Origin of the sequence: Amycolatopsis sp. WAC 01375 (assembly GCF_003947325.1) — a bacterium.
Classification (GTDB): domain Bacteria; phylum Actinomycetota; class Actinomycetes; order Mycobacteriales; family Pseudonocardiaceae; genus Amycolatopsis.
This window is the reverse complement of the sequence record NZ_QHHW01000010.1, coordinates 194,116-212,056: the sequence shown is the minus strand read 5'-3', so window position 1 is coordinate 212,056 and position 17,941 is coordinate 194,116. Positions and strand designations below refer to the sequence as shown.

The 17,941-nt window shown below is 69.3% G+C and carries 18 protein-coding genes; 7 read left to right on the top strand and 11 right to left on the bottom strand.

Going from position 1 to position 17,941, the window contains the following annotated elements; translation table 11 throughout:
- Positions 1-197 precede the first annotated feature (197 nt).
- Both DL991_RS03295 and DL991_RS03290 read right to left on the bottom strand, forming a co-directional pair.
- On the bottom strand, positions 198-1,415 hold the full coding sequence (locus DL991_RS03295) for an esterase family protein (protein WP_125780758.1): 1,218 nt from the start codon (positions 1,413-1,415) through the stop codon (positions 198-200).
- Positions 1,416-1,538: 123 nt separating this feature from the next.
- Entirely contained in the window at positions 1,539-2,486 is a 948-nt protein-coding gene (locus DL991_RS03290; RefSeq protein WP_125780756.1) for an alpha/beta hydrolase, read from the bottom strand.
- A gap of 142 nt (positions 2,487-2,628) precedes the next feature.
- On the opposite strand from DL991_RS03290, the gene DL991_RS03285 reads away from it, so the two are divergent.
- The 5 genes from DL991_RS03285 to DL991_RS03265 all read left to right on the top strand — a co-directional run bounded on the left by DL991_RS03285 (position 2,629) and on the right by DL991_RS03265 (position 7,660).
- Positions 2,629-3,096: a MarR family winged helix-turn-helix transcriptional regulator gene (locus DL991_RS03285; protein ID WP_125780754.1), complete on the top strand. Its 468-nt coding sequence runs from the start codon at positions 2,629-2,631 to the stop codon at positions 3,094-3,096.
- Positions 3,097-3,123: 27 nt separating this feature from the next.
- Positions 3,124-3,972: an SAM-dependent methyltransferase gene (locus DL991_RS03280; RefSeq protein WP_199746222.1), complete on the top strand. Its 849-nt coding sequence runs from the start codon at positions 3,124-3,126 to the stop codon at positions 3,970-3,972.
- Positions 3,973-4,093: 121 nt separating this feature from the next.
- Complete coding sequence (locus DL991_RS03275; RefSeq protein ID WP_125780752.1) at positions 4,094-4,630, top strand: PadR family transcriptional regulator; 537 nt, start codon at positions 4,094-4,096, stop codon at positions 4,628-4,630.
- Between the two features lie 9 nt (positions 4,631-4,639).
- The gene (locus tag DL991_RS03270; RefSeq protein WP_125780750.1) at positions 4,640-6,658 is read left to right on the top strand and encodes an NADPH-dependent 2,4-dienoyl-CoA reductase; all 2,019 of its coding nucleotides are present in this window, start codon (positions 4,640-4,642) and stop codon (positions 6,656-6,658) included.
- Positions 6,659-6,673: 15 nt separating this feature from the next.
- Positions 6,674-7,660, top strand: a complete 987-nt coding sequence (locus tag DL991_RS03265) for a prephenate dehydrogenase (RefSeq protein ID WP_255431309.1) — start codon at positions 6,674-6,676, stop codon at positions 7,658-7,660.
- 69 nt (positions 7,661-7,729) lie between these two features.
- On the opposite strand, the gene DL991_RS03260 is transcribed toward DL991_RS03265, so the two are convergent.
- The 3 genes from DL991_RS03260 to DL991_RS03250 all read right to left on the bottom strand — a co-directional run bounded on the left by DL991_RS03260 (position 7,730) and on the right by DL991_RS03250 (position 9,501).
- The gene (locus tag DL991_RS03260; protein ID WP_125780748.1) at positions 7,730-7,966 is read right to left on the bottom strand and encodes an antitoxin; all 237 of its coding nucleotides are present in this window, start codon (positions 7,964-7,966) and stop codon (positions 7,730-7,732) included.
- A 61-nt stretch (positions 7,967-8,027) separates the two neighbouring features.
- Entirely contained in the window at positions 8,028-8,960 is a 933-nt protein-coding gene (locus DL991_RS03255; protein ID WP_125780746.1) for a TauD/TfdA family dioxygenase, read from the bottom strand.
- A 202-nt stretch (positions 8,961-9,162) separates the two neighbouring features.
- Positions 9,163-9,501, bottom strand: a complete 339-nt coding sequence (locus tag DL991_RS03250) for a hypothetical protein (protein WP_125780744.1) — start codon at positions 9,499-9,501, stop codon at positions 9,163-9,165.
- An 89-nt stretch (positions 9,502-9,590) separates the two neighbouring features.
- Between DL991_RS03250 and DL991_RS03245 the strand changes: the two genes are divergently transcribed.
- Positions 9,591-10,214 (top strand): AAA family ATPase, encoded by a 624-nt coding sequence (locus tag DL991_RS03245; RefSeq protein ID WP_125780742.1) that lies wholly within the window; start codon positions 9,591-9,593, stop codon positions 10,212-10,214.
- A gap of 3 nt (positions 10,215-10,217) precedes the next feature.
- On the opposite strand, the gene DL991_RS03240 is transcribed toward DL991_RS03245, so the two are convergent.
- Positions 10,218-12,182, bottom strand: a complete 1,965-nt coding sequence (locus DL991_RS03240; RefSeq protein WP_125780740.1) for an FUSC family protein — start codon at positions 12,180-12,182, stop codon at positions 10,218-10,220.
- Between the two features lie 49 nt (positions 12,183-12,231).
- Between DL991_RS03240 and DL991_RS03235 the strand changes: the two genes are divergently transcribed.
- Entirely contained in the window at positions 12,232-12,672 is a 441-nt protein-coding gene (locus tag DL991_RS03235) for an SRPBCC family protein (protein ID WP_125780738.1), read from the top strand.
- Between the two features lie 190 nt (positions 12,673-12,862).
- On the opposite strand, the gene DL991_RS03230 is transcribed toward DL991_RS03235, so the two are convergent.
- The 5 genes from DL991_RS03230 to DL991_RS03215 form a co-directional block, all read right to left on the bottom strand.
- On the bottom strand, positions 12,863-15,466 hold the full coding sequence (locus tag DL991_RS03230; protein WP_125780737.1) for a CHAT domain-containing protein: 2,604 nt from the start codon (positions 15,464-15,466) through the stop codon (positions 12,863-12,865).
- A gap of 42 nt (positions 15,467-15,508) precedes the next feature.
- Positions 15,509-15,988, bottom strand: coding sequence for a carboxypeptidase regulatory-like domain-containing protein (locus DL991_RS03225; protein ID WP_125780735.1), 480 nt, complete (start codon positions 15,986-15,988; stop codon positions 15,509-15,511).
- Positions 15,985-16,590: an RNA polymerase sigma factor gene (locus DL991_RS03220; protein WP_101611873.1), complete on the bottom strand. Its 606-nt coding sequence runs from the start codon at positions 16,588-16,590 to the stop codon at positions 15,985-15,987. The genes DL991_RS03225 and DL991_RS03220 overlap by 4 nt, the downstream gene beginning before the upstream one ends.
- A 329-nt stretch (positions 16,591-16,919) precedes the next feature.
- Positions 16,920-17,087, bottom strand: coding sequence for a hypothetical protein (locus tag DL991_RS42860; protein WP_199746221.1), 168 nt, complete (start codon positions 17,085-17,087; stop codon positions 16,920-16,922).
- A 125-nt stretch (positions 17,088-17,212) separates the two neighbouring features.
- Entirely contained in the window at positions 17,213-17,929 is a 717-nt protein-coding gene (locus DL991_RS03215; protein WP_125780733.1) for an SGNH/GDSL hydrolase family protein, read from the bottom strand.
- Positions 17,930-17,941 lie beyond the last annotated feature (12 nt).

Sequence of the window (17,941 nt, the reverse complement as noted above, 5' to 3'; positions counted from 1 at the left end):
CTCACCCAAACCCACTGCGACGCCATCGCCCTACGCCTCAACACCCGACCACGCCCTACCCTCGACCTCCTCACACCAGCACAAGCACTCGACAAAGCACTACTTGCAACAACCAGTTGAAACCGCCCCACTTTCGCAACGTTGAAGGTTGCGAAAGTGGCTTTCGCAACCTGCCACCTTTGCTTACCCCTCAACAACTACTCGACGACGTCGACCAGCGCGCCCTTGGCGCCGGTGTCGGGCAGCGGCCACGGGGTGACCCCGCCGTTGGTGATGATCTTCTTGTCCTGCGGCGCGCACGGCGGCACGGTCCGCGCGCCGATCCACGCCAGCACGTCGGGCACCTGCGCCTTGAAGGTGTTCATGTTGTGCCCGGCGTCCGGGATCCGCCACGACGACAGCGTCGCGGGCGCGCGGACGGCCGCCTGGATCTGGTCGATCGAGAAGCTCTCGAAGCTTTCCTTGTCCCCCGCGATCGCGAGGATGTCGACCGGCGACGGATGCTTCTGCAGGTTCACCGTGACGGTGTTCGCGTCGGCGATTTCCTGCCTGCCCTTGAACAGGTTCTCCGTCTCCGCGTCCACCGAAGCCTTGTAGTAGCCGCTGACGCTCGCCGCCTGGCCGTACCACTGCGGATGCCGGGTCACGAGGTTCATCGCGCAGTATCCGCCCGAGGACCAGCCCGCCATCGTCCACGCCTTCCGCTGCGGGTTGGCGCCGAGTTTCTCGATCGCCCAGTCGCGGATGTCGGCGGTCAGGTAGGTGTCGTTGGCGGTGCCGTCGACCTCGTCGATGCATTCGGTGTCGTGGCCGACCTTCGGTTTCCCGGTCGGGTCCGGGATGATCACCAATGTCGGCGGGAGCACGTGCTTCGCGATGGCCGCGTCCAGTTTGGCGGGCAGTTCGTACGGGCCGGTGACCACTTCCGGGCCGGACGGGTAGTTCGGGATCCATTCGATGACCGGGAATTTGAGCGCCCGGTACGCGGGATCGTAGTACTGGGGCGGGAAGTACACCGAGACATCACGCGTGAGGCCGGTGCGTTTGCCGGTCACCGTCATGTGCACGACGGATCCCTTGCCCTCCTTGGCCCGCATCGCCCCGGCGTCCCGCAGTTTGTCGAGGTCCGAACCGTTCTGGCCGGCGACGGCGTCGACGCTCTCCCCCGAGTAGGCGCCGGTGCCGAACAGGGCGCCGACCGTCGGGAAGAATCCGCCGATCATGTTCCCGCCCATCGCGGTGCTGACCACGACGAGCACCACCGCGGCGAGGATCGTGGTGCTGCGGCCGAGGACCTTGCGGCGCCAGCGTTCCCAGAGGAACGGCACGGCGACGATCGCGAGCAGCGTCAGCACCACGACGATGACGAGGTTCAGTGTGGAATCGAGCCGGATGGCACTCAGTCCCAGTCCCATGGCGATCGTGTCCCTCTCCGGCGGCGGCACGCCCCCGCACCGCACTTCCCACATCTGGATCAAGAGACGTGCGGCCACCGGAAAGTGTTGTCCGGGGTGACGCGTGTCACCCTGGACAACCGATCAGTCTTCGAGTGCGGTGCGCAGCACCCCGATCGCCTGCGTGATCGCGGCTTCCGCGGCGTGCGTTCCACGCAGCGTGTTGAGCATGACGAAGTCGTGGACGATGCCCTGGTATCGCACGGCCGTCACCGGAACTCCGGCCTGACGCAGCTTCGCGGCGTACGCCTCGCCTTCGTCGCGCAGGACGTCGGCCTCGCCGGTGATCACCAGCGCGGGCGGCAGGCCCGCCAGCTCGTCGAGGCTCGCGCGCAGCGGCGACGCGGTGATTTCCGCGCGCTGCGCCGGGTCGGTCGTGTACTGGTCCCAGAACCACTTCATGCCTTCGAGGGCGAGGAAGTAGCCGTCGGCGAACTGCTTGTACGACTCGGTATCGAAGTTCGCGTCGGTGACCGGGTAGAAGAGCACCTGCTGGCGGAAGGTGACGTCGCCGCGCTGCTTCGCCATGAGGGTGAGCGCGGCGGTCATGTTCCCGCCGACGGAGTCACCGGCGATCGCGATCCGCGTGCTGTCGAGGCCGTTCTCGGCGCCGTGCTCGGCGACCCACTTGGCCACGGCGTAGTTCTGCTCGATGGCGACCGGGTAACGCGCCTCCGGCGAGCGGTCGTACTCGGGGAAGACGACGGCCGCGCCCGCGCCGACGGCGAGCTCGCGGACCAGGCGCTCGTGGGTGTGGAAATTGCCGAATACCCAGCCGGCGCCGTGGATGTAGACGATCACGGGCAGCGGACCGGTGACGCCCCGCGGGCGGACGATGCGGACCTCGACGCCGTCGACGTGCGTGGTCTCGACGTCCGCGGCGGGCAGTTCGACGTCACCGCCTTGCACCTCGTCGACGGCCTTGCGGCCCTCTTCCGGTGGCAACTGGAAGAGGAAGGGCGGGTTGGCGGTGGCCTCGACGAAGGCCTGCGCGGCGGGTTCGAGGGCCACGTTGTGCGGGTTGGCGGTCATTTCTGCCTCCTGGGAGCGAAGTCGACAAGTTGAAGGTAGCCCCCAACTCAGTTGTGCACAACTTAAATGTGCCCAATGAGATTTAGGCCACTCAAGTGGCGGGCTGAGGCATGATCGACGCACCATGAGACGAGGAGGACCGATGCCAACGGACAACACAGGCTCGCTGTGCCTGGACGATCAGCTGTGCTTCGGGCTCTACGCGGCATCGCGGGCAGTGACCGCGCTTTACCGCGTGGTGCTCGAAGACCTTGGCTTGACCTACCCGCAATACCTCGTGATGCTCGCGCTCTGGGAGGAGGACGAGCGGCTGGTCAAGGAACTCGGCACCGTGCTGAACCTCGACTCCGGCACGCTGTCGCCCCTGCTCAAACGGCTGGAGAAGACCGGACTGGTCCGACGTGACCGCCAGGCCGACGACGAACGGTCCGTTCGCGTCAGCCTGACCGACGACGGCGCCCGGCTCCGGGAGCGCGCGACCGGCATCCCGAAGATCATCGGCGACGCGATGGGCCTCGACGCGGCCGGTCTCGCCCGCACCCGCGCGGAACTCGATCGCTTGACAGAATCGGTGAACGCCTACCGCGAGGCCTACGTCCCGGCCGGTTAGCATGGAATTTCCGGCGCGGACAAAGGGATGACGATGATCGATCACGACGCGGCGCTCAAGGCCGTCGAGAACAGCTTGGACCGGCCGTCCGCGGCCCGCGTCTACGACTACTTCATCGGCGGCGACACGCACTACGCCATCGACCGCAATTTCGCCGAGAAGGTGCGCGAGCGCTTGCCGCTCATGGGCGACTACTGCAAGACCAGCAGGCAGTTCCTCGGCCGGGCCGTGCGGCACTGCGCCGAACTGGGCATCCGTCAGTTCGTCGACATCGGCTCCGGCCTCCCGACGGTGGGCAACGTGCACGAGGTCGCCGACGTGGCGCGGCCGCAGGAGGACACGCACGTCCTCTACATCGACAACGAGCCGATCGCCCTCGCGCATTCGACGCTGCTGCTCGCCGACACCGCCGACCCGGACCGGCACCACGCGATCGCCGCGGACCTGTTCGACCCCGAGGACCTGTGGGAACGGGTGATGGACTCCGGGATCATCGACGTCCGGGAGCCCGTCGCGCTGGTGATCAACGCGGTCATGCACTTCATCAAGGACGAGCAGGATCCGGACGCGCTGCTGGACTTCTACCGCGACCGGCTCGCGCCGGGTTCGCTGCTGGTGCTCTCGCAGATGACCAACGAGAACCCGGCCAACGACGAGGAACGGCAGGCGCTGCTCGACATCCTCGAGTACTACGAGACCACGACGAACCCCGGTTTCCTGCGCACCATGGACGAGTTCCGGCGGTTCTTCGGCGGCTGGCCGCTGCTGGAGCCGGGACTGGTCTACGCGCCGGCGTGGCATCCGGACGAGAAGACGATCTTCGCCGCGACGCCTTCGGAGTCGCGCGTCATCGGCGGTATCGCCCGCAAGCCGTAGCGGTACAGGTGGTCGTGAGTGGCGATTCGGGTTCTAACCCGAATCGCCACTCACGACCCCTTCACGCGCTTGTGACCCACATCGCCTTGCAGTGCAACTAGGTGCATATGAAACTAGGTGCATGGCATTGGAGCACGCGATCCTCGTTTCGCTGTCCGAGCGGTCCGGCTCGGGCTACGAGCTGACGCGTCGCTTCGAGAAGTCCATCGGACTGTGGTGGAACGCCACCCACCAGCAGATCTACCGCGTCCTCAAGCGGATGGAGGAGGCGGGCTGGGTCGCCGTCGACCAGGTCGCGCAATCCGGGAAACCCGACAAGAAGGTCTACACCGTCGGTGACGCGGGGCGAGCCGAACTGGCCCGCTGGCTCGCCGAACCCGATCCGTCGGCCACCGCCAGGGAACTCGCCGTGAAGATCCGCGGCGCGACACTCGGCGATCCGGCCGCCGTCGCCGCCGAGGTCACCCGGCATCGCGACGCGCACGCGGCACAGCTCGACGCGTACCTGCTGATCGAGAAGCACGACTTCCCCGACCCCAGCATCCTCAGTGGACAGTCGTTGCACCAGTTCCTCGTGCTGCGCGGAGGAATCCGAACCGAACAGGGCCATGTCGAATGGCTCGAAGAAGTCCTCCGGGCATTCCACCACGATGCGTAAGGACCAGCGATGAGCCAGTACCCGAACCTGCTGTCCCCCCTCGATCTCGGCTTCACCACCCTGCGCAACAGGGTGATCATGGGTTCGATGCACACCGGCCTCGAGGACAAGGAAGCGCATTTCCCGCAACTGGCCGAGTACTACGCCGAACGCGCCCGCGGTGGCGTCGGGCTGATCGTCACCGGCGGGTTCGCACCGAACCGGACCGGCTGGCTCCTGCCGCTGGCGTCGAAGCTCTCGACGCGCGCGGAAGCCAAGGCGCACAGGCGACTCACCGATCCGGTGCACGAGGCGGGCGGCAAGATCGCGCTGCAGATCCTGCACGCGGGCCGGTATTCCTACCATCCGCTGAGCGTCTCCGCGTCGGGCATCAAGGCGCCGATCAACCCCTTCAAACCGCGGGCCCTTTCCGGGTACGGCGTACTGCGCCAGATCCGCGCGTTCGCCGATTGTGCCTTTCTGGCCAAGGAAGCGGGCTACGACGGCGTCGAGATCATGGGGTCCGAGGGCTACTTCATCAACCAGTTCCTCGCCGAACGCACCAACAAGCGCACCGACAAGTGGGGCGGCAGCGCGGAAAACCGCCGTCGGATCGCCGTCGAGATCGTGCGCCGCACGCGTGAGGCGGTCGGCGAGGACTTCATCATCATCTACCGGCTGTCCATGCTGGACCTCGTCGAAGGCGGCCAAAGCTGGGAAGACGTCGTCGCACTGGCCAAGGAGGTCGAAGAAGCGGGCGCGACGATCATCAACACCGGCATCGGCTGGCACGAGGCGAGGGTGCCGACGATCGTGACGTCCGTGCCGCGCGCGGCGTTCACCTGGGTGACCGGGAAGCTCAAACCGCACGTCGGGATCCCGGTGGTCACGTCGAACCGGATCAACATGCCCGAGGTCGCCGAGGAGGCGCTGGCGAGCGGTGACGCGGACCTGGTGTCGATGGCGCGGCCGTTCCTCGCCGACCCGGAGTGGATCCGCAAGGCGGAGACCGGACGCGAGGACGAGATCAACACCTGCATCGCCTGCAACCAGGCCTGCCTCGACCACGCGTTCAAGCGGAAACTCGTGTCGTGCATGGTGAATCCGCGTGCGGGCCACGAGACCACGCTGACGCTTTCGCCCACCCGGAAGACCAAACGCGTCGCCGTCGTCGGCGCCGGTCCCGCCGGGCTCGCGGCCGCGACCGGCCTCGCCGAGCGCGGGCACGCCGTCGAACTGTTCGAGGCGGACGACGAGATCGGCGGCCAGTTCGGGATCGCGCGGAAGATCCCCGGCAAGGAGGAGTTCGCGGAAACCATCCGGTACTACACGCGACGACTGGAGGTCACCGGCGTCAAGGTCCATCTCGGCACCCGTGCGACCGCCGCCGATCTCGCCGGCGCCGGCTTCGACGAGGTCGTGCTGGCCACCGGCGTGACCCCGCGGGTGCCGTCGCTCCCGGGTATCGACCACCCCAAGGTCCTGTCCTATGTGGACGTCGTCCGGCACGGGAAACCGGTGGGCGGCAAGGTCGCCGTGATCGGCGCGGGCGGGATCGGCGTGGACGTCAGCGAGTTCCTGACGCACACCACCTCCCCCGCGCTCGATCTGGACGCGTGGATGGCCGAATGGGGGGTCACCGATCCCGAGCACGCCGTTGGCGGGCTGACCGAGCGGAAGGTCGAGCCGTCGCCGCGGCAGGTCTTCCTGCTACAGCGCAAGAAGTCCGGTATCGGCGCGGGGCTGGGCAAGACCACCGGCTGGGTGCACCGGGCCGCGCTGAAGGCGAAACGCGTCGAACAGCTCACCGGGGTCACCTACGACCGGATCGACGACGACGGCCTGCACATCACCGTCGGTGACAAGCCGCGTCTGCTCGACGTGGACACCGTCGTCGTCTGCGCGGGCCAGGAGCCGGTGCGCGATCTCGCCGACGACCTGCGGGCGGCCGGATTGCCGGTGCATCTGATCGGCGGCGCCGACGTCGCGGCCGAACTGGACGCCAAACGGGCCATCGATCAGGGAACCCGCCTCGCCGCCGTTCTCTGACGAGTGGCCTCGTAGATGGCAGGATGGACCCTTGTGCGGGACGTATGCGTGATCGGGCTCGGGTTGATCGGTGGGTCGCTGCTGCGCGCGGCGCATTCGATCGGCCGCACCACGTTCGGGGCGACGACCTCCGAAGCTGACGCGGACGCCGCCAGCAGAGCGGGTTTCGACGTGACGACGCAGGTCGAGGCGGCGCTGAGCAAGGCGGCGGAGCGGGACGCGATGATCGTGCTCGCGGTGCCGCTGCCCGCGGTCGAAGAGGTGCTCCGGACCGTTTCGCGGGTCGCCGGGCACTGCGTGCTCACCGACGTGACCAGCGTGAAGGGCCCGGTGCTCGACTCGGTCCGCCGCCGCGCGCCGTACGCGAAGTTCGTCGGCGGGCATCCGATGGCCGGGACGGCGAACTCCGGCTGGAAGGCGAGCGACCCGGCGCTGTTCGATGGTGCCGCGTGGGTGCTGGGCGTCGAGCACGACACCGATCTGACGGCGTGGGCCGAGGTCGCCCGGCTGGTGCTGGACCTCGGCGCGCACGTGGTGCCGCTGCCCGCGGACTCGCACGACGAGACGGTGGCGCGGATCTCGCATCTGCCGCATATCTTCGCGGCCATCCTGGCCACGATCGGCGCGCAGGGCGGTCCGCTGGCGATGGCGCTGGCCGCCGGGTCCTACACGGACGGCACGCGCGTGGCCGGTTCGAGTCCGGCGCTGGTGCGGGCGATGACCGAGGGCAACCGGGACGCGCTGCTGCCGATCGTCGACGAGGCGCTCGGACGGCTCGGTGCCGCGCGGGGTTCGCTGGCTTCGACGGGTGGCCTCGCGGTGACGGTCAACGCGGGCAACGAAGGGGCGCAAGCGTTCGCGTCCGCCAAGGACGCGGAACGCGCGGGAGTGCGCGTCAGCCTGACCGCTCCGGACGCGCGCGACGGCCTGATCGCGCTCGGCGAGCGCGGCGGCCGGATCACCGCGATCGACGGCGACACCGCGATCGGCGACGTCTCCTGACGCAATTCGGCACCTAATTGCGGTCCTTGCACGCGCAACGATCGCAATTAGGTGCCGAATCGCGAAGGACTACTGGCCCTGCGGCGGCTGCGGCTGGCCCTGCTGGGGCGGGTTGTCCGGGGTGTCGTCGAACTTGTTGATGAAGCCCTTCGCCTTGTCCACACCGGAGTCGATCTGCGAGTCGTGGCCGGAGAACTTCGACTTGGCGAAGTCCGCCGCCTTGTCCAGGCCGCCCTCGATCTTGTCGTTGTGCTCACGGAGAGCGTCGGTGGCCTTGTTCTTCAATTCATCGAAGTTGATGCCCATGGCCTCATCGTCACACAGGTACCGGCGAACCCGCCCCGGCGATCACCCGTCACGGGGACGCTCAGAACGGCCGGTCGCCCACGATGGCGACGCGTTCGACCACCCGCGCGTGCGGGTGGTAGTCGTTGACGGCGTAGTGCTGTGTGGCGCGGTTGTCCCAGAAGGCCACCGAACCGGGCCGCCAGGCGAAGCGCACCTGGAACTCCGGGACGTGCGCGCGGCTGAACAGGTACCGCAGGAGCCGGTCGCTCTCGTCGCGGTCGATGCCGACGATGTGGGTCGTGAAGGCCTGGTTGACGAAGAGGGTGCGCCGCCCGGTCTCCGGATGGGTGCGGACGACCGGATGCTCGACCGGCGGGAAGGCGTCTTGGTGACGCAGCAACACTTCCGGGTCGGAAAAGCGGTCGAAGCCGGGGATGTAGTCGTGCACCGCGGTCAGCCCGTCGACGCGTTCACGGATCTCTTCCGGCAGGTTGTCGTAGGCGGCGGCCATGTCGGCCCACATCGTGTCGCCGCCGACCGGCGGGACCTCGATCAGCCGCAGGACCGAACCGAGCGCCGGCGCCGGCCGGAACGTGACGTCCACATGCCAGATGTTCTCGAACGCGGGCATGCTCGCCGACCGGGCGAACCGGGTGGTGTCCTCGGTCTCGCCCTTCGGGATGAACGGGTTCGTCTCCAGTTCACCCCAGTTGGCGGCGAACGCGCGCTGATGCGCCGAAGTGATGTCCTGATCGCGGAAGAACAGCACCTTCCACTCCAGCAGCGCGCGATTCAGCTCCGCGTGGAGAGCGGGCGTGAGTGGCCGGGCGAGGTCGACGCCGCCGATCTCGGCACCGATCAGCCGTCCCAGCGGTCGCAGTGCGAAGAGTTCGTACGGGCGTTCTTCGACGCCCTCCGGCAGGCGCCGCAGCAGGCGCGGCCCTTCGAGGATCCCGCCGTCGGGGACGGTCGCGGGGCGGAGACGGACACGGTCGGGCAGTGCGATGGACATACTTGCTCCCTGGATTCACCGTCGGATGACTTGGCGAGATGAGGAGCTAGGCGGGCGGAGAACCCAACCGTCCACGGCGCAGGAGCAATGCGGCAACGCCTTCGCCGGCCGAACGTGTCGGCGCGGACTCCCAATGGACGGACACGGGGTCATCGTGGGCGCTTTTTGGCGTGCGGTCAACACCGTCCACGGAACGGGAAGATCATCGTCTCCGCTCGGAGGGGTAGCTACCCGACCAAGTGTTCCGTTCCTCGCGCGGCCGCAGCGCCTCGGCCAGCACCCATTGCGAATGCGTCGTACCGCCCCGGCCGACCGGCCCCAGCTGGAAGGTGACCCAGCCGACCCAGTGCGCCGTCGTCGTCGCCCGCCACATCCCCAGCAGCCCGGGGACCGTGGCGGTCAGGTCCAGGCCGTCGGACAGACGGGTCTTCGCCGCACCGACCGGGTACACCAGCTTGAGATCGACCCAAACGGGCTGGTTGGGCCGGACCATGTGCAGGTGACGCGGCCCCGGCGGCAGCGTGTCACCAGTGTCGAGCATGCGTCGATTATGCGTGAAAACTCGAACATTAGTTCGAGACGATGCTCACCCTCCCCCACCCGGGTGGGTGCGTCGCTAGGGTCGGCGCCATGCTCGTCTGGATCAACGGCCCGTTCGGCGGTGGCAAGACGCAGACCGCGCACGAACTGCACCGGCGCTTGCCCGGCAGTGTCCTGTCCGATCCCGAGGTCGCGGGTTTCGGCCTGCACCGGATGATGCCGCCGCGGCTGCGTACCGACTTCCAGGACCTGTCCGCGTGGCGCCAGGGCGTTTTCGAGGTACTCGACCTGGTACTCCGCAAGCAGGAAGGGCCGGTGGTCGTGCCGATGACGCTGGTGGAGCCGCGGTACTTCGAGGAGATCGTCGGCGGGTTGCGGGAGCGCGGGCACGACGTCCGGCACTTCGCGCTGCTGGCCCGGCGCGAGACCGTGCTGCGACGGCTGAGCGAACGCGGCATCGTCCACTCCGTGCGGCGGAAGGGCGTCCCGCCGAAACGCGAGAGCTTCGCGGTGTCGAAGCTCGACCTCTGCTTGGACCGGCTGAGCGGCGTCGAGTTCGGCGAACACATCCATACGGACACGCTCACCGTCGCGCAGGTCGCCGATCGGGTCGCCGCGTCGGCCGGGCTGACGCTCGCGCCGAACACGGACACCGCGCTGCGGGGCTTCGTCCGTCGCAAGTGGACGAGCGTCAAGCACATCCGGTTCGGCTGACGCTCAGGCGCGGCGGTGGTACGGCAGGAACCGCCGGACCAGCCGCAGCGGCGCGCGTTCGACGAGGTCGGGGCCGCGCACGGCGTCGAAGGCCGCGCCGATCTGGTCGACGACGCCGGATAGCTGCTCGCTTTCGGGCATCGGCATCTCAGCCGGGTCCCGTTCCTCGCGGACGGCGGCCGCGAGTTCGGTGAGGGCGGCCGTGAGGAGGGCGATGTCGGCGTCGGCCGGGGCGGGGGCGCCGCGGCCGAGGGTGACGCCGACCTCGGTGACGGCGTCCGCGACGCGTTCGAGTCCGGCGATCACCGGCCACCAGGCGACGGCCTGCCGTCCGGCGGCGGAGGGTTCGACGACGACCTGCTGGAACGCGGTCCGCAGGTCGGCCAGCGCGCGGTAGGCGCGGCGACGGGCGCGTGAGCGTTCCAATCGCGCTTCGCCCGACGGCGCGAGCACGAGGCCCTTGTCGACGTACTTCACCAGGCTGTCGAGGCTGTCGGCGAGCCGTCCGCCGACCTGCGGCCGTCGGCTGCCCGGCCAGAGCAGGTAGCCGAAGAGCAGGACGATCGCGCAGCCGAGCACGGTGTCGACGAGCCTCGCGAGCACGACGTCCCAGCTTCCGGTGCTGGCGAGGTCCATCTGCAGGATGATCAGCGGCGTCACGAAGGCGCTGAGGATGCCGTAGTTGCGGACCTTGCCGACCGCGATGCCACCCGCGAACACGGCGATCAGCAGGACCAGCAGCCGGCCTTCGCCGCCCGCGGCGAGCACGGCGGCGCCGATGCCGACGCCGATCACCGTGCCGATGCCGCGCAGCACGGCGCGACCGAAGACCGAGCCGAAGTCCGGTTTGAGGACGATGCCGACGGTGAGCGTGATCCAGTAGGAGCGTTCGAACGGGACGAGCAGCGCGACGACTTCGGCGATCGCGACGCACAGCGTGAGGCGCAGCGCGGCGAACCAGGTGAGCGGACCGGAGACGAGCGAACCCGCCCAGCCGCGGAGCCGCTTGTGCCACGGCTGGACCTCGCGCCGTTTCCGGTTGTCGCCCTTGCCTATCCGGGCGAGTCCGGCGTAGAGCGCGGCGAGGACCGGGTCGGCGTCTTCGGGCGCTTGGGGAGGCTCCGGCAGTTCCTGGTTCGCGAGCACGGCGGCCGAGGTCGCGATGAAGTGGTCGATCACGTCTTCCGGGGCGCGGCGGCCGGCGTTGACCATCGCGACCGACGCCTCGACGGCCGGGGTGCTGGCCGAGAGCAGGTTGAGCAGCTGGCGGTAGGTGGCGTCGCGGCCGGAGAGCCAGGATCGCGCGGTGAGCAGCCGGTCGTACGCGGTGTTCATCGCGGTCGTGAGCTGGTGGCGCGCGACGCGGGAGGTGGCTTCGTCGGTCGCGGACAGCATCGCGGCGAGTTCGACGTAGACGTGCGCGACGGCGCCGCGTTCGGGGCTGGTGGCGCGGAAGGTCCAGGTGGCGAGCGCGATCAGCAGGCTCCAGGCGGCGCCGACACAGAAGTAGCCGAGGAGGATTTCGACGCGCAGGCCGGTGACGTGCTGGCCGGTGCCGAGTACGCAGAAGACGAACATCTGCAGCCCGGCGACCGACGCGTTGCTGCCCGCCGCGCTGATCAGCGCGGACACCGCCGCGACCCCGACGACGACCGGGATGGACGCGGCCGGGACGCCGCCGGTGATCAGCCCGGCGAAGTAGCCGAGGGCGGCGGCCGCGGTGGCGCCGCCGAGCCGGCGGGCGCGGTAGCGGTACGGGCCGGCGGATTCGGAAAGGACGGTGGGCAGGGCGCCGGTGGAGATGAGCGCGCCGACACCGATGTCGCCGAGCGCGTAGCCGACGGCGAGCGGTACGGCGAGGGCGAGGACGGCGCGGGCGACCATGTTCCACGGAATGGGAACCGGCGTGCTGCGGAGCAGCTGCACCAGCCAATGCGGTGCGGCGATCTCGCGGCGCGACGTGCTCACGCCCCTATCTTGACTTATCCGTGGCGGCCGGAGCGGTTATCGTCGCCACATGGGCAAGACGTACTCCTTCGAGATCAACCGGACGAGCAGCGCCTCGCCCGCTTCCCTGTTCGCGCTGGAGGCCGACGGTTCCCGGTGGTCGGAATGGGCGAAGCCGGTGGTGTTCCACTCGCGCTGGGCGCGGGAACCGGACGCGGACGGGGTGGGCGCCGTCCGGGCCGTCGGCCTGTGGCCGGTGTATCTCCACGAGGAGACGCTGGAGTACGAACAGGACCGAAAGCACGTCTACGGCTTCGCGGGCCTCGCGCCACTGAAGGATTACCGCGCCGAAGTCTCGTTCACGCCGAACGCTTCCGGCGGCACGGATCTGCGGTGGACGGGCCGATTCACCGAACCGCTGCCCGGCACCGGCGTCGCCGTCCGCACCGCTTTGCGCACGGTGATCTCGATCCTGGCCACCCGCCTGGTGAAACACGCCGAACGCGCCTGACCCCACCCCCCGCCCTTCCCAAGGGGGGCGACCCCGAGTCCAGTCTACCGGCGATGGGCGCTGGGAAGGGCTGGTCGGCGGGGTTGTCCACAGGTGGTGATGGTTGTGGACAAGTCCTGTGGGGAACTGAAGGACGCCATAGCCGCATCGGACGCGAAGGGAGCCTTCGCCACATCCCATGCGGCGAAAGTCAGCCCGCGCCGAGGCAAAGGAAGGGCCGCCGCAGCGGGTCGGCGGCGGTCGCTTCGGCGAGTGCCAGTGCGGGCGCGGTCCCCGAGGCCAGCCGCCGGTGCAGATCGGCCATCGCTTCGGCGGCGGCCTTGTCCCCGACCCGCGCGATCGCGCCGATGACCGTCCGCGATCCGCTGGCGAGCAGCGTCCCGGCGAAACCGAGCGCCTCCTCGCCGGGCCGGATGTGACTCATCGCGAGTTCGCACGCGGCGAGCACCACTCGTTCCGGCGGCTTCGCGAGCCGCGCGGTTTCGTGCGCGTACAACGGTCCGTCGACGAGTTCCAGCCGCGAGAACAACGCGTTCGCCGGTTCGTGCGCGCCGTGCGCGACCAGGTGCGCCATCCCGGAACCGTCCAAAGCGGACAGTACGGCGTCGCTGGTCGCGTCCTTCCCGTCGACGAGCCTGGCGTCCGGGTACACCGTCCGCAGGTTGCGCACCTCACCGACCGAACCCGGCACACCGGGCCCGCCGGCGAGCAGGACCGGACCGGAGTTCCGCCGTCCCGACGCGCTCACCCATGCGGTCGCCGACGGCGCGATCGACACCGGATGTCCGTGCAGTGACGGCAAAGCACCCCACGGCAACGCGTACAGCGAGCCGATCGGCACGATGATCAGCTCACGGTTCTGCAGCGTTTTCGCCAGCGACGCCGAGATCAACGTGTCCAGTTTGTCCGCCCGGCGCCGCGCGGAACCGGTGACGACCTCGACCAGCGGCGCGGGCAGGTTGTCCGGGGCCAGCGCGTCGAGGTCCGCGTGCAACTGCCGTGCGGTCTCGACGATCTCCGCGAGCGGCCCCAGCTTCAGCAGCCGGAACCGGCCGCGGTCGACGACCACCGCGTACAGGGTGTCGCGATACCCCATGAGGCTGACCAGCACGCGATCACCGAGCCGCTCCACCACCTCTTCGGGTGTCGAGACCGGCCGCGGACGACCCCATTGGCTGGTGTACCACCCGAGCCGGGTCGCCTCCTGCTGCAACCGGTCGTAGCGTTCTTCGAGCTTCCCGACCGGTTCGCCGGACAGCCGCCGCGCCTGGATCGTCCCCTGCACGTGCCGCATTTCGTTGATGTGCCGGGCGAGCGCCGGATCTTCGATGACCGGGAGCGGTTCGTAGCGGTACACCTGCGCGCGCGTGCGTTCCAGCCACGCGAACAGGCTCTTCGCCCCGGCGCCGCTGCGCCTCGCCTTCTTGAGCACCAGTGTCAGCGCGAGTTTGCCCAGTTCTTCGCCGTGGGCCGCCGTCCCGCAGACGAGGTCGAGCCCGCCCATGCGGTCGCGGATCTGCCCGAGTTCCGCCAGCCCGGCCCGCGCCTGCGCGAGCGCCGAACGCGGCCGATCCGACGCCACCGCGAGTTCGGCCCGGCACAACCGCAGCTGCATCCGGTGGTCGATCGGCGTCGTCTGCCGCGGTTTCGGTACCTGCGCCAGGAGTTCCTGCGCGGCGACCGTCTCTTCGCGACGGATCAGCAACCGCACCGCGAACATCCTGGCGGCGCCCGCTTCGTCGCGCAGACCGAGTCCGGCCAGCCGGATGGCGAGATCGGCCAGCCGCCCCGGCAGTTTCGCGGACGGCTTCTTCTCCCGGTCCGCCAGCACCTTCACCGCGTCCGCGCGGAGCCGGGTCAACGCGGCGATCTCCGCCCAGCGGCCCTTGCCACGCCGCAGGAAGCTCCGCCGTGCCGACGCCGCGAGCTTCTTCGCCAGCGGGTAGTCGCGTTCCAGGATGGCGGCACCGGCCCTGGCGACCTCCGCCTCCGCGACGAGGTGCACCGCGCCGTTGTGCCGCAGTTCCGGGATGGCGTCGTCGAGATGTCGCGCGGCCTCTTCGGCGAGGCCCGCGGTGAGCAGCGCCTTCGCCTGGTCTAGCCGGACGAGCGGCAGTGAGCCGGGGCCGTCGGTCACGAAGATCGCGGCCGCCTGCTCGTAGTGCCGGAGCGCTTCCGGGATGTCCCCGAGCAGCTGTGCGTGATCACCGAGGTTGTGCCGGATCTTCCCTTCCAGCAACCGATGTCCGTGCTCGACAGCGAGATCCGACGCCTCGACGAGGTCGCGGTACGCCGCGTCCGGGTTGCTCATTTCCAGATGCAGCCACGCACGGTTCACCAGTGACCTGGTGAGCACCGCGCTGTACTTGCCCGCCTCGGCGGCGAGCCCGGGGAGGAAGGCGTTGTTGAGCGCGAGCGACTCCTCCAGCCGTCCGGCTCGCATCAGGACGACGGCACGCTGAAGCCCGACGACGAATCGCAGCTCGTGGCGGACATCGCCACCCGGCAGCAGGAGCCGGATGCGTTCCGCCTCGTCCAGCCGGGCGAAACCGTCCTCTTGGGACACGAACTCCGCCTCGGCCGCCGCCAGGCTGATCAGGATCCGGACCCGGATCTCCAGCCGGGGCACCAGATCCGCGTCCACCGGACCGAGTAGCGCGAGCGCGCGCCGAAGCAGCCGTATCGGTCTGCTGAGCCCGTGATCCGAGGCGGCGGCCCTCGCTCGGCGATGGAGTTCGGCCGCTTCCTCGGCTACGGGATCGAGGGCAGGAGGAGACGACGCGGGCACACGCACTATGGGAGCACACCCACGCCGCATAACGGAACAGCCGTCCGGTTAGAGCACCACTGTGGGGGTCACGACGGTCCTGCGACAGGTCACGTCGCCGAGGTGGATCACGATCTGGGTGGTGCCCTGGGGGACGTTGTCCAGCACGAATCGGCCTCCCTCGTCGGCGGTGGTGGAACTCGTGCCGTGCTCGGCCACGCGAACCTCCACTCCGTACTCGCCGGCGGGCACGAGCCAGCCGTCGATCCGGTGTTTCTTGCCGATCTTGGTGAGGTTGATCATCACGGTCAGGTCGCTGACGGTGAAGGTGATCGTGCCGGTGTCGCTGCCACGGACGCCTGCCGTGGCGTCCATCCGTTCCCAGCGGGCGACCTCGACGTCGAGGTTTTCGAGCGCGAGCGCGAACTGAACCCGCTGCACCAGATCTCCCGGCGGCGGGTCCAATTCATCCATGAAGCGCCCGATATCGGCGAGCAGGTCCTCATCGCCCGGGGAGGTCATCTCCCCCGGCGTCCCGAGGTCGTTCATCGGCTTCCCCCTTCGTGGGCCAGCAGGTCGCGCATCGATTCGAGGCAACGGCCCCTGGTCGGGCCGACACTTCCGCGCGGCATACGGAGTGCTTCGGCGACCAGTTGGTATTCGGCCCGCCCGGCGAGCACGGTCAGCCGAAGGAGCTGCTGACAACGGTGCGGCAGGCGGAGGAAGGCGCGCCAGACCCGGCGATCCCGGTCGGCGCGGACGGCTTCCTCCTCGGGAGCCGGATGGGTGCTCTCCATGCTTTCGGCCAGCTCGTCGGTCAGCGGGACGGGCTGGGCGCGGCGGCCGAAAGGATGCTGTGCTTCACGTCTGGTGGTGGTGATCAACCAGGCGGCGAGCGCCTTGGGGTCACGAAGTTTGTCGAGCTGGCTGAAGAGGGCGAGCCACACCGTCTGGACCACGTCCTCGGCGGTCAGGCGATCGAGCCCGTTCGCACGCGCGACATGCCACACGAGCGGGGTCAGCTCGTGCACAAGTCTGTCCATCGCCTGGCGGTCACCGGCCCGGGCCGCGCGCATACAGGCGGCGTGCAGGTCGGCACCGGTCAGTCCTTCCCATGGCGGGTCTACCTCGGTCGTTTGCACGTCGGTCACCGTATCTGCCCCACTTCGGACGTGTCTTCGTGTCGGCGCTGGCAGTATCGCGGGCCCTTCGGGGAGAAGGAGCGTGCAAGAGGCTCTGGGATACATCAAGTCACTAACTTTTTTGTCGGGTTTCCGGTCATCCCGTCGATAGGGGGCGAGGACAAAGGCACCGGCCGGCGCGAGTAGGTGTGGACTGCGCACCGGCCGGCCCTTTTTTCCCTCCCCCGGGCCCGCTCCCCAACGGGCCCGCGTCCGGGCGTCCCCCTCCCCCGAAGGAGCACCCGGAGGTGATGCCCGGAGGCCCCCTCGGCCTCCGGACATCACCTGTCTGTGTTAGTTCAGTTCACCGGCGGTTCGGTGCCGTGCGGGTCCCAGTTGCCGTCCGGGCTCGTGCCGGGACGGGGCGGGACCGGCGCCGTGATCGGGCCCGGCTTCGGGGTCTCTTCGAGGTCTTCGGTGGCCGTGGCCTCGTCGTCGACGGGCGCGGTGTTGGTCTCGGTCGTCATCGGGTGTCCCTCATTTCCTCGACTGCTCCATAGGACGCAACGAGGCTGCCACCAGATACACGCAGAGCCAGCTTTTTCGCGGAAATTTCTCGATCTGTGGCAGGAGAGTGACCTGATCAGCGGTTTTACCGGTGAAATGTGCCGCTGAGTAGCCGACGGCTCACGTCCGCGAGTTGTCCGGCCCAGCGCCGGTACCCCTCGGGGCCGGGGTGGAAGCGGTCCTCGGCGAAGGTCGCCGGATCCAGCATCGCGGCGGGCATCGGGACGTGGACGACGCCGGGCAGCGACGCCAGCCGCGCGGCCGCGGCGTCGAGGGCGGCCGACCGCGCGCCGAGGACGTCCCGCAGCGGACGCGGCAGCGCGGGGAACCGGCCCATCGGCGGCACGCCTGCCAGCACCACCGGGACCCGCCCGGCGCGGCGCCGCAGGGAGACGACGAGGTCGAGCAGGTCACGCCGGTAGCGCGCGGCCGAATGCAGTTCGATCGTGTCGTTGACGCCCAATGCGATCACCACGAGGTCGGCGGGTTCGAGCAGCGGCAGCAGCTCCTCGCGCGCCACCCGGGCGTTGGCTCCGGTCTTGCCGAGTGCCTGCCAGGCGACCGCGTGGCCGTCCCGCGCGAGTTCGTCCGCGAGCCGTCCGGTCAGCCCTTCGGCGTGCGTCGCCGCGCCGACGCCGTCCACAGTGGACTCGCCGAGCACGGCGAGCCGCACCGGACGGCCGTCGCCCGGCACGAGGCCGGTGACCGGGCCCGCGGCGCCGGGCAGCCTTGGCGTCGTACGGCGCACCCGGACGGCTTGCGCGAGCAGGATCGGGGCGAGCACCACCGCACGGCTGATCACCCCGCGACTCTA

Excerpts from the sequence above, each read along its gene's own strand:
- DL991_RS03270 (WP_125780750.1), top strand. The coding sequence starts at position 4,640 with ATGAGCCAGTACCCGAACCTGCTGTCCCCCCTCGATCTCGGCTTCACC.
- DL991_RS03260 (WP_125780748.1), bottom strand. The coding sequence starts at position 7,966 with ATGGGCATCAACTTCGATGAATTGAAGAACAAGGCCACCGACGCTCTC.
- DL991_RS03225 (WP_125780735.1), bottom strand. The coding sequence starts at position 15,988 with ATGAACGACCTCGGGACGCCGGGGGAGATGACCTCCCCGGGCGATGAG.
- DL991_RS03290 (WP_125780756.1), bottom strand. The coding sequence starts at position 2,486 with ATGACCGCCAACCCGCACAACGTGGCCCTCGAACCCGCCGCGCAGGCC.
- DL991_RS03235 (WP_125780738.1), top strand. The coding sequence starts at position 12,232 with ATGGGCAAGACGTACTCCTTCGAGATCAACCGGACGAGCAGCGCCTCG.
- DL991_RS42860 (WP_199746221.1), bottom strand. The coding sequence starts at position 17,087 with ATGACGACCGAGACCAACACCGCGCCCGTCGACGACGAGGCCACGGCC.
- DL991_RS03275 (WP_125780752.1), top strand. The coding sequence starts at position 4,094 with ATGGCATTGGAGCACGCGATCCTCGTTTCGCTGTCCGAGCGGTCCGGC.
- DL991_RS03250 (WP_125780744.1), bottom strand. The coding sequence starts at position 9,501 with ATGCTCGACACTGGTGACACGCTGCCGCCGGGGCCGCGTCACCTGCAC.
- DL991_RS03265 (WP_255431309.1), top strand. The coding sequence starts at position 6,674 with ATGGCAGGATGGACCCTTGTGCGGGACGTATGCGTGATCGGGCTCGGG.
- DL991_RS03295 (WP_125780758.1), bottom strand. The coding sequence starts at position 1,415 with ATGGGACTGGGACTGAGTGCCATCCGGCTCGATTCCACACTGAACCTC.
- DL991_RS03285 (WP_125780754.1), top strand. The coding sequence starts at position 2,629 with ATGCCAACGGACAACACAGGCTCGCTGTGCCTGGACGATCAGCTGTGC.
- DL991_RS03245 (WP_125780742.1), top strand. The coding sequence starts at position 9,591 with ATGCTCGTCTGGATCAACGGCCCGTTCGGCGGTGGCAAGACGCAGACC.
- DL991_RS03255 (WP_125780746.1), bottom strand. The coding sequence starts at position 8,960 with ATGTCCATCGCACTGCCCGACCGTGTCCGTCTCCGCCCCGCGACCGTC.
- DL991_RS03280 (WP_199746222.1), top strand. The coding sequence starts at position 3,124 with ATGACGATGATCGATCACGACGCGGCGCTCAAGGCCGTCGAGAACAGC.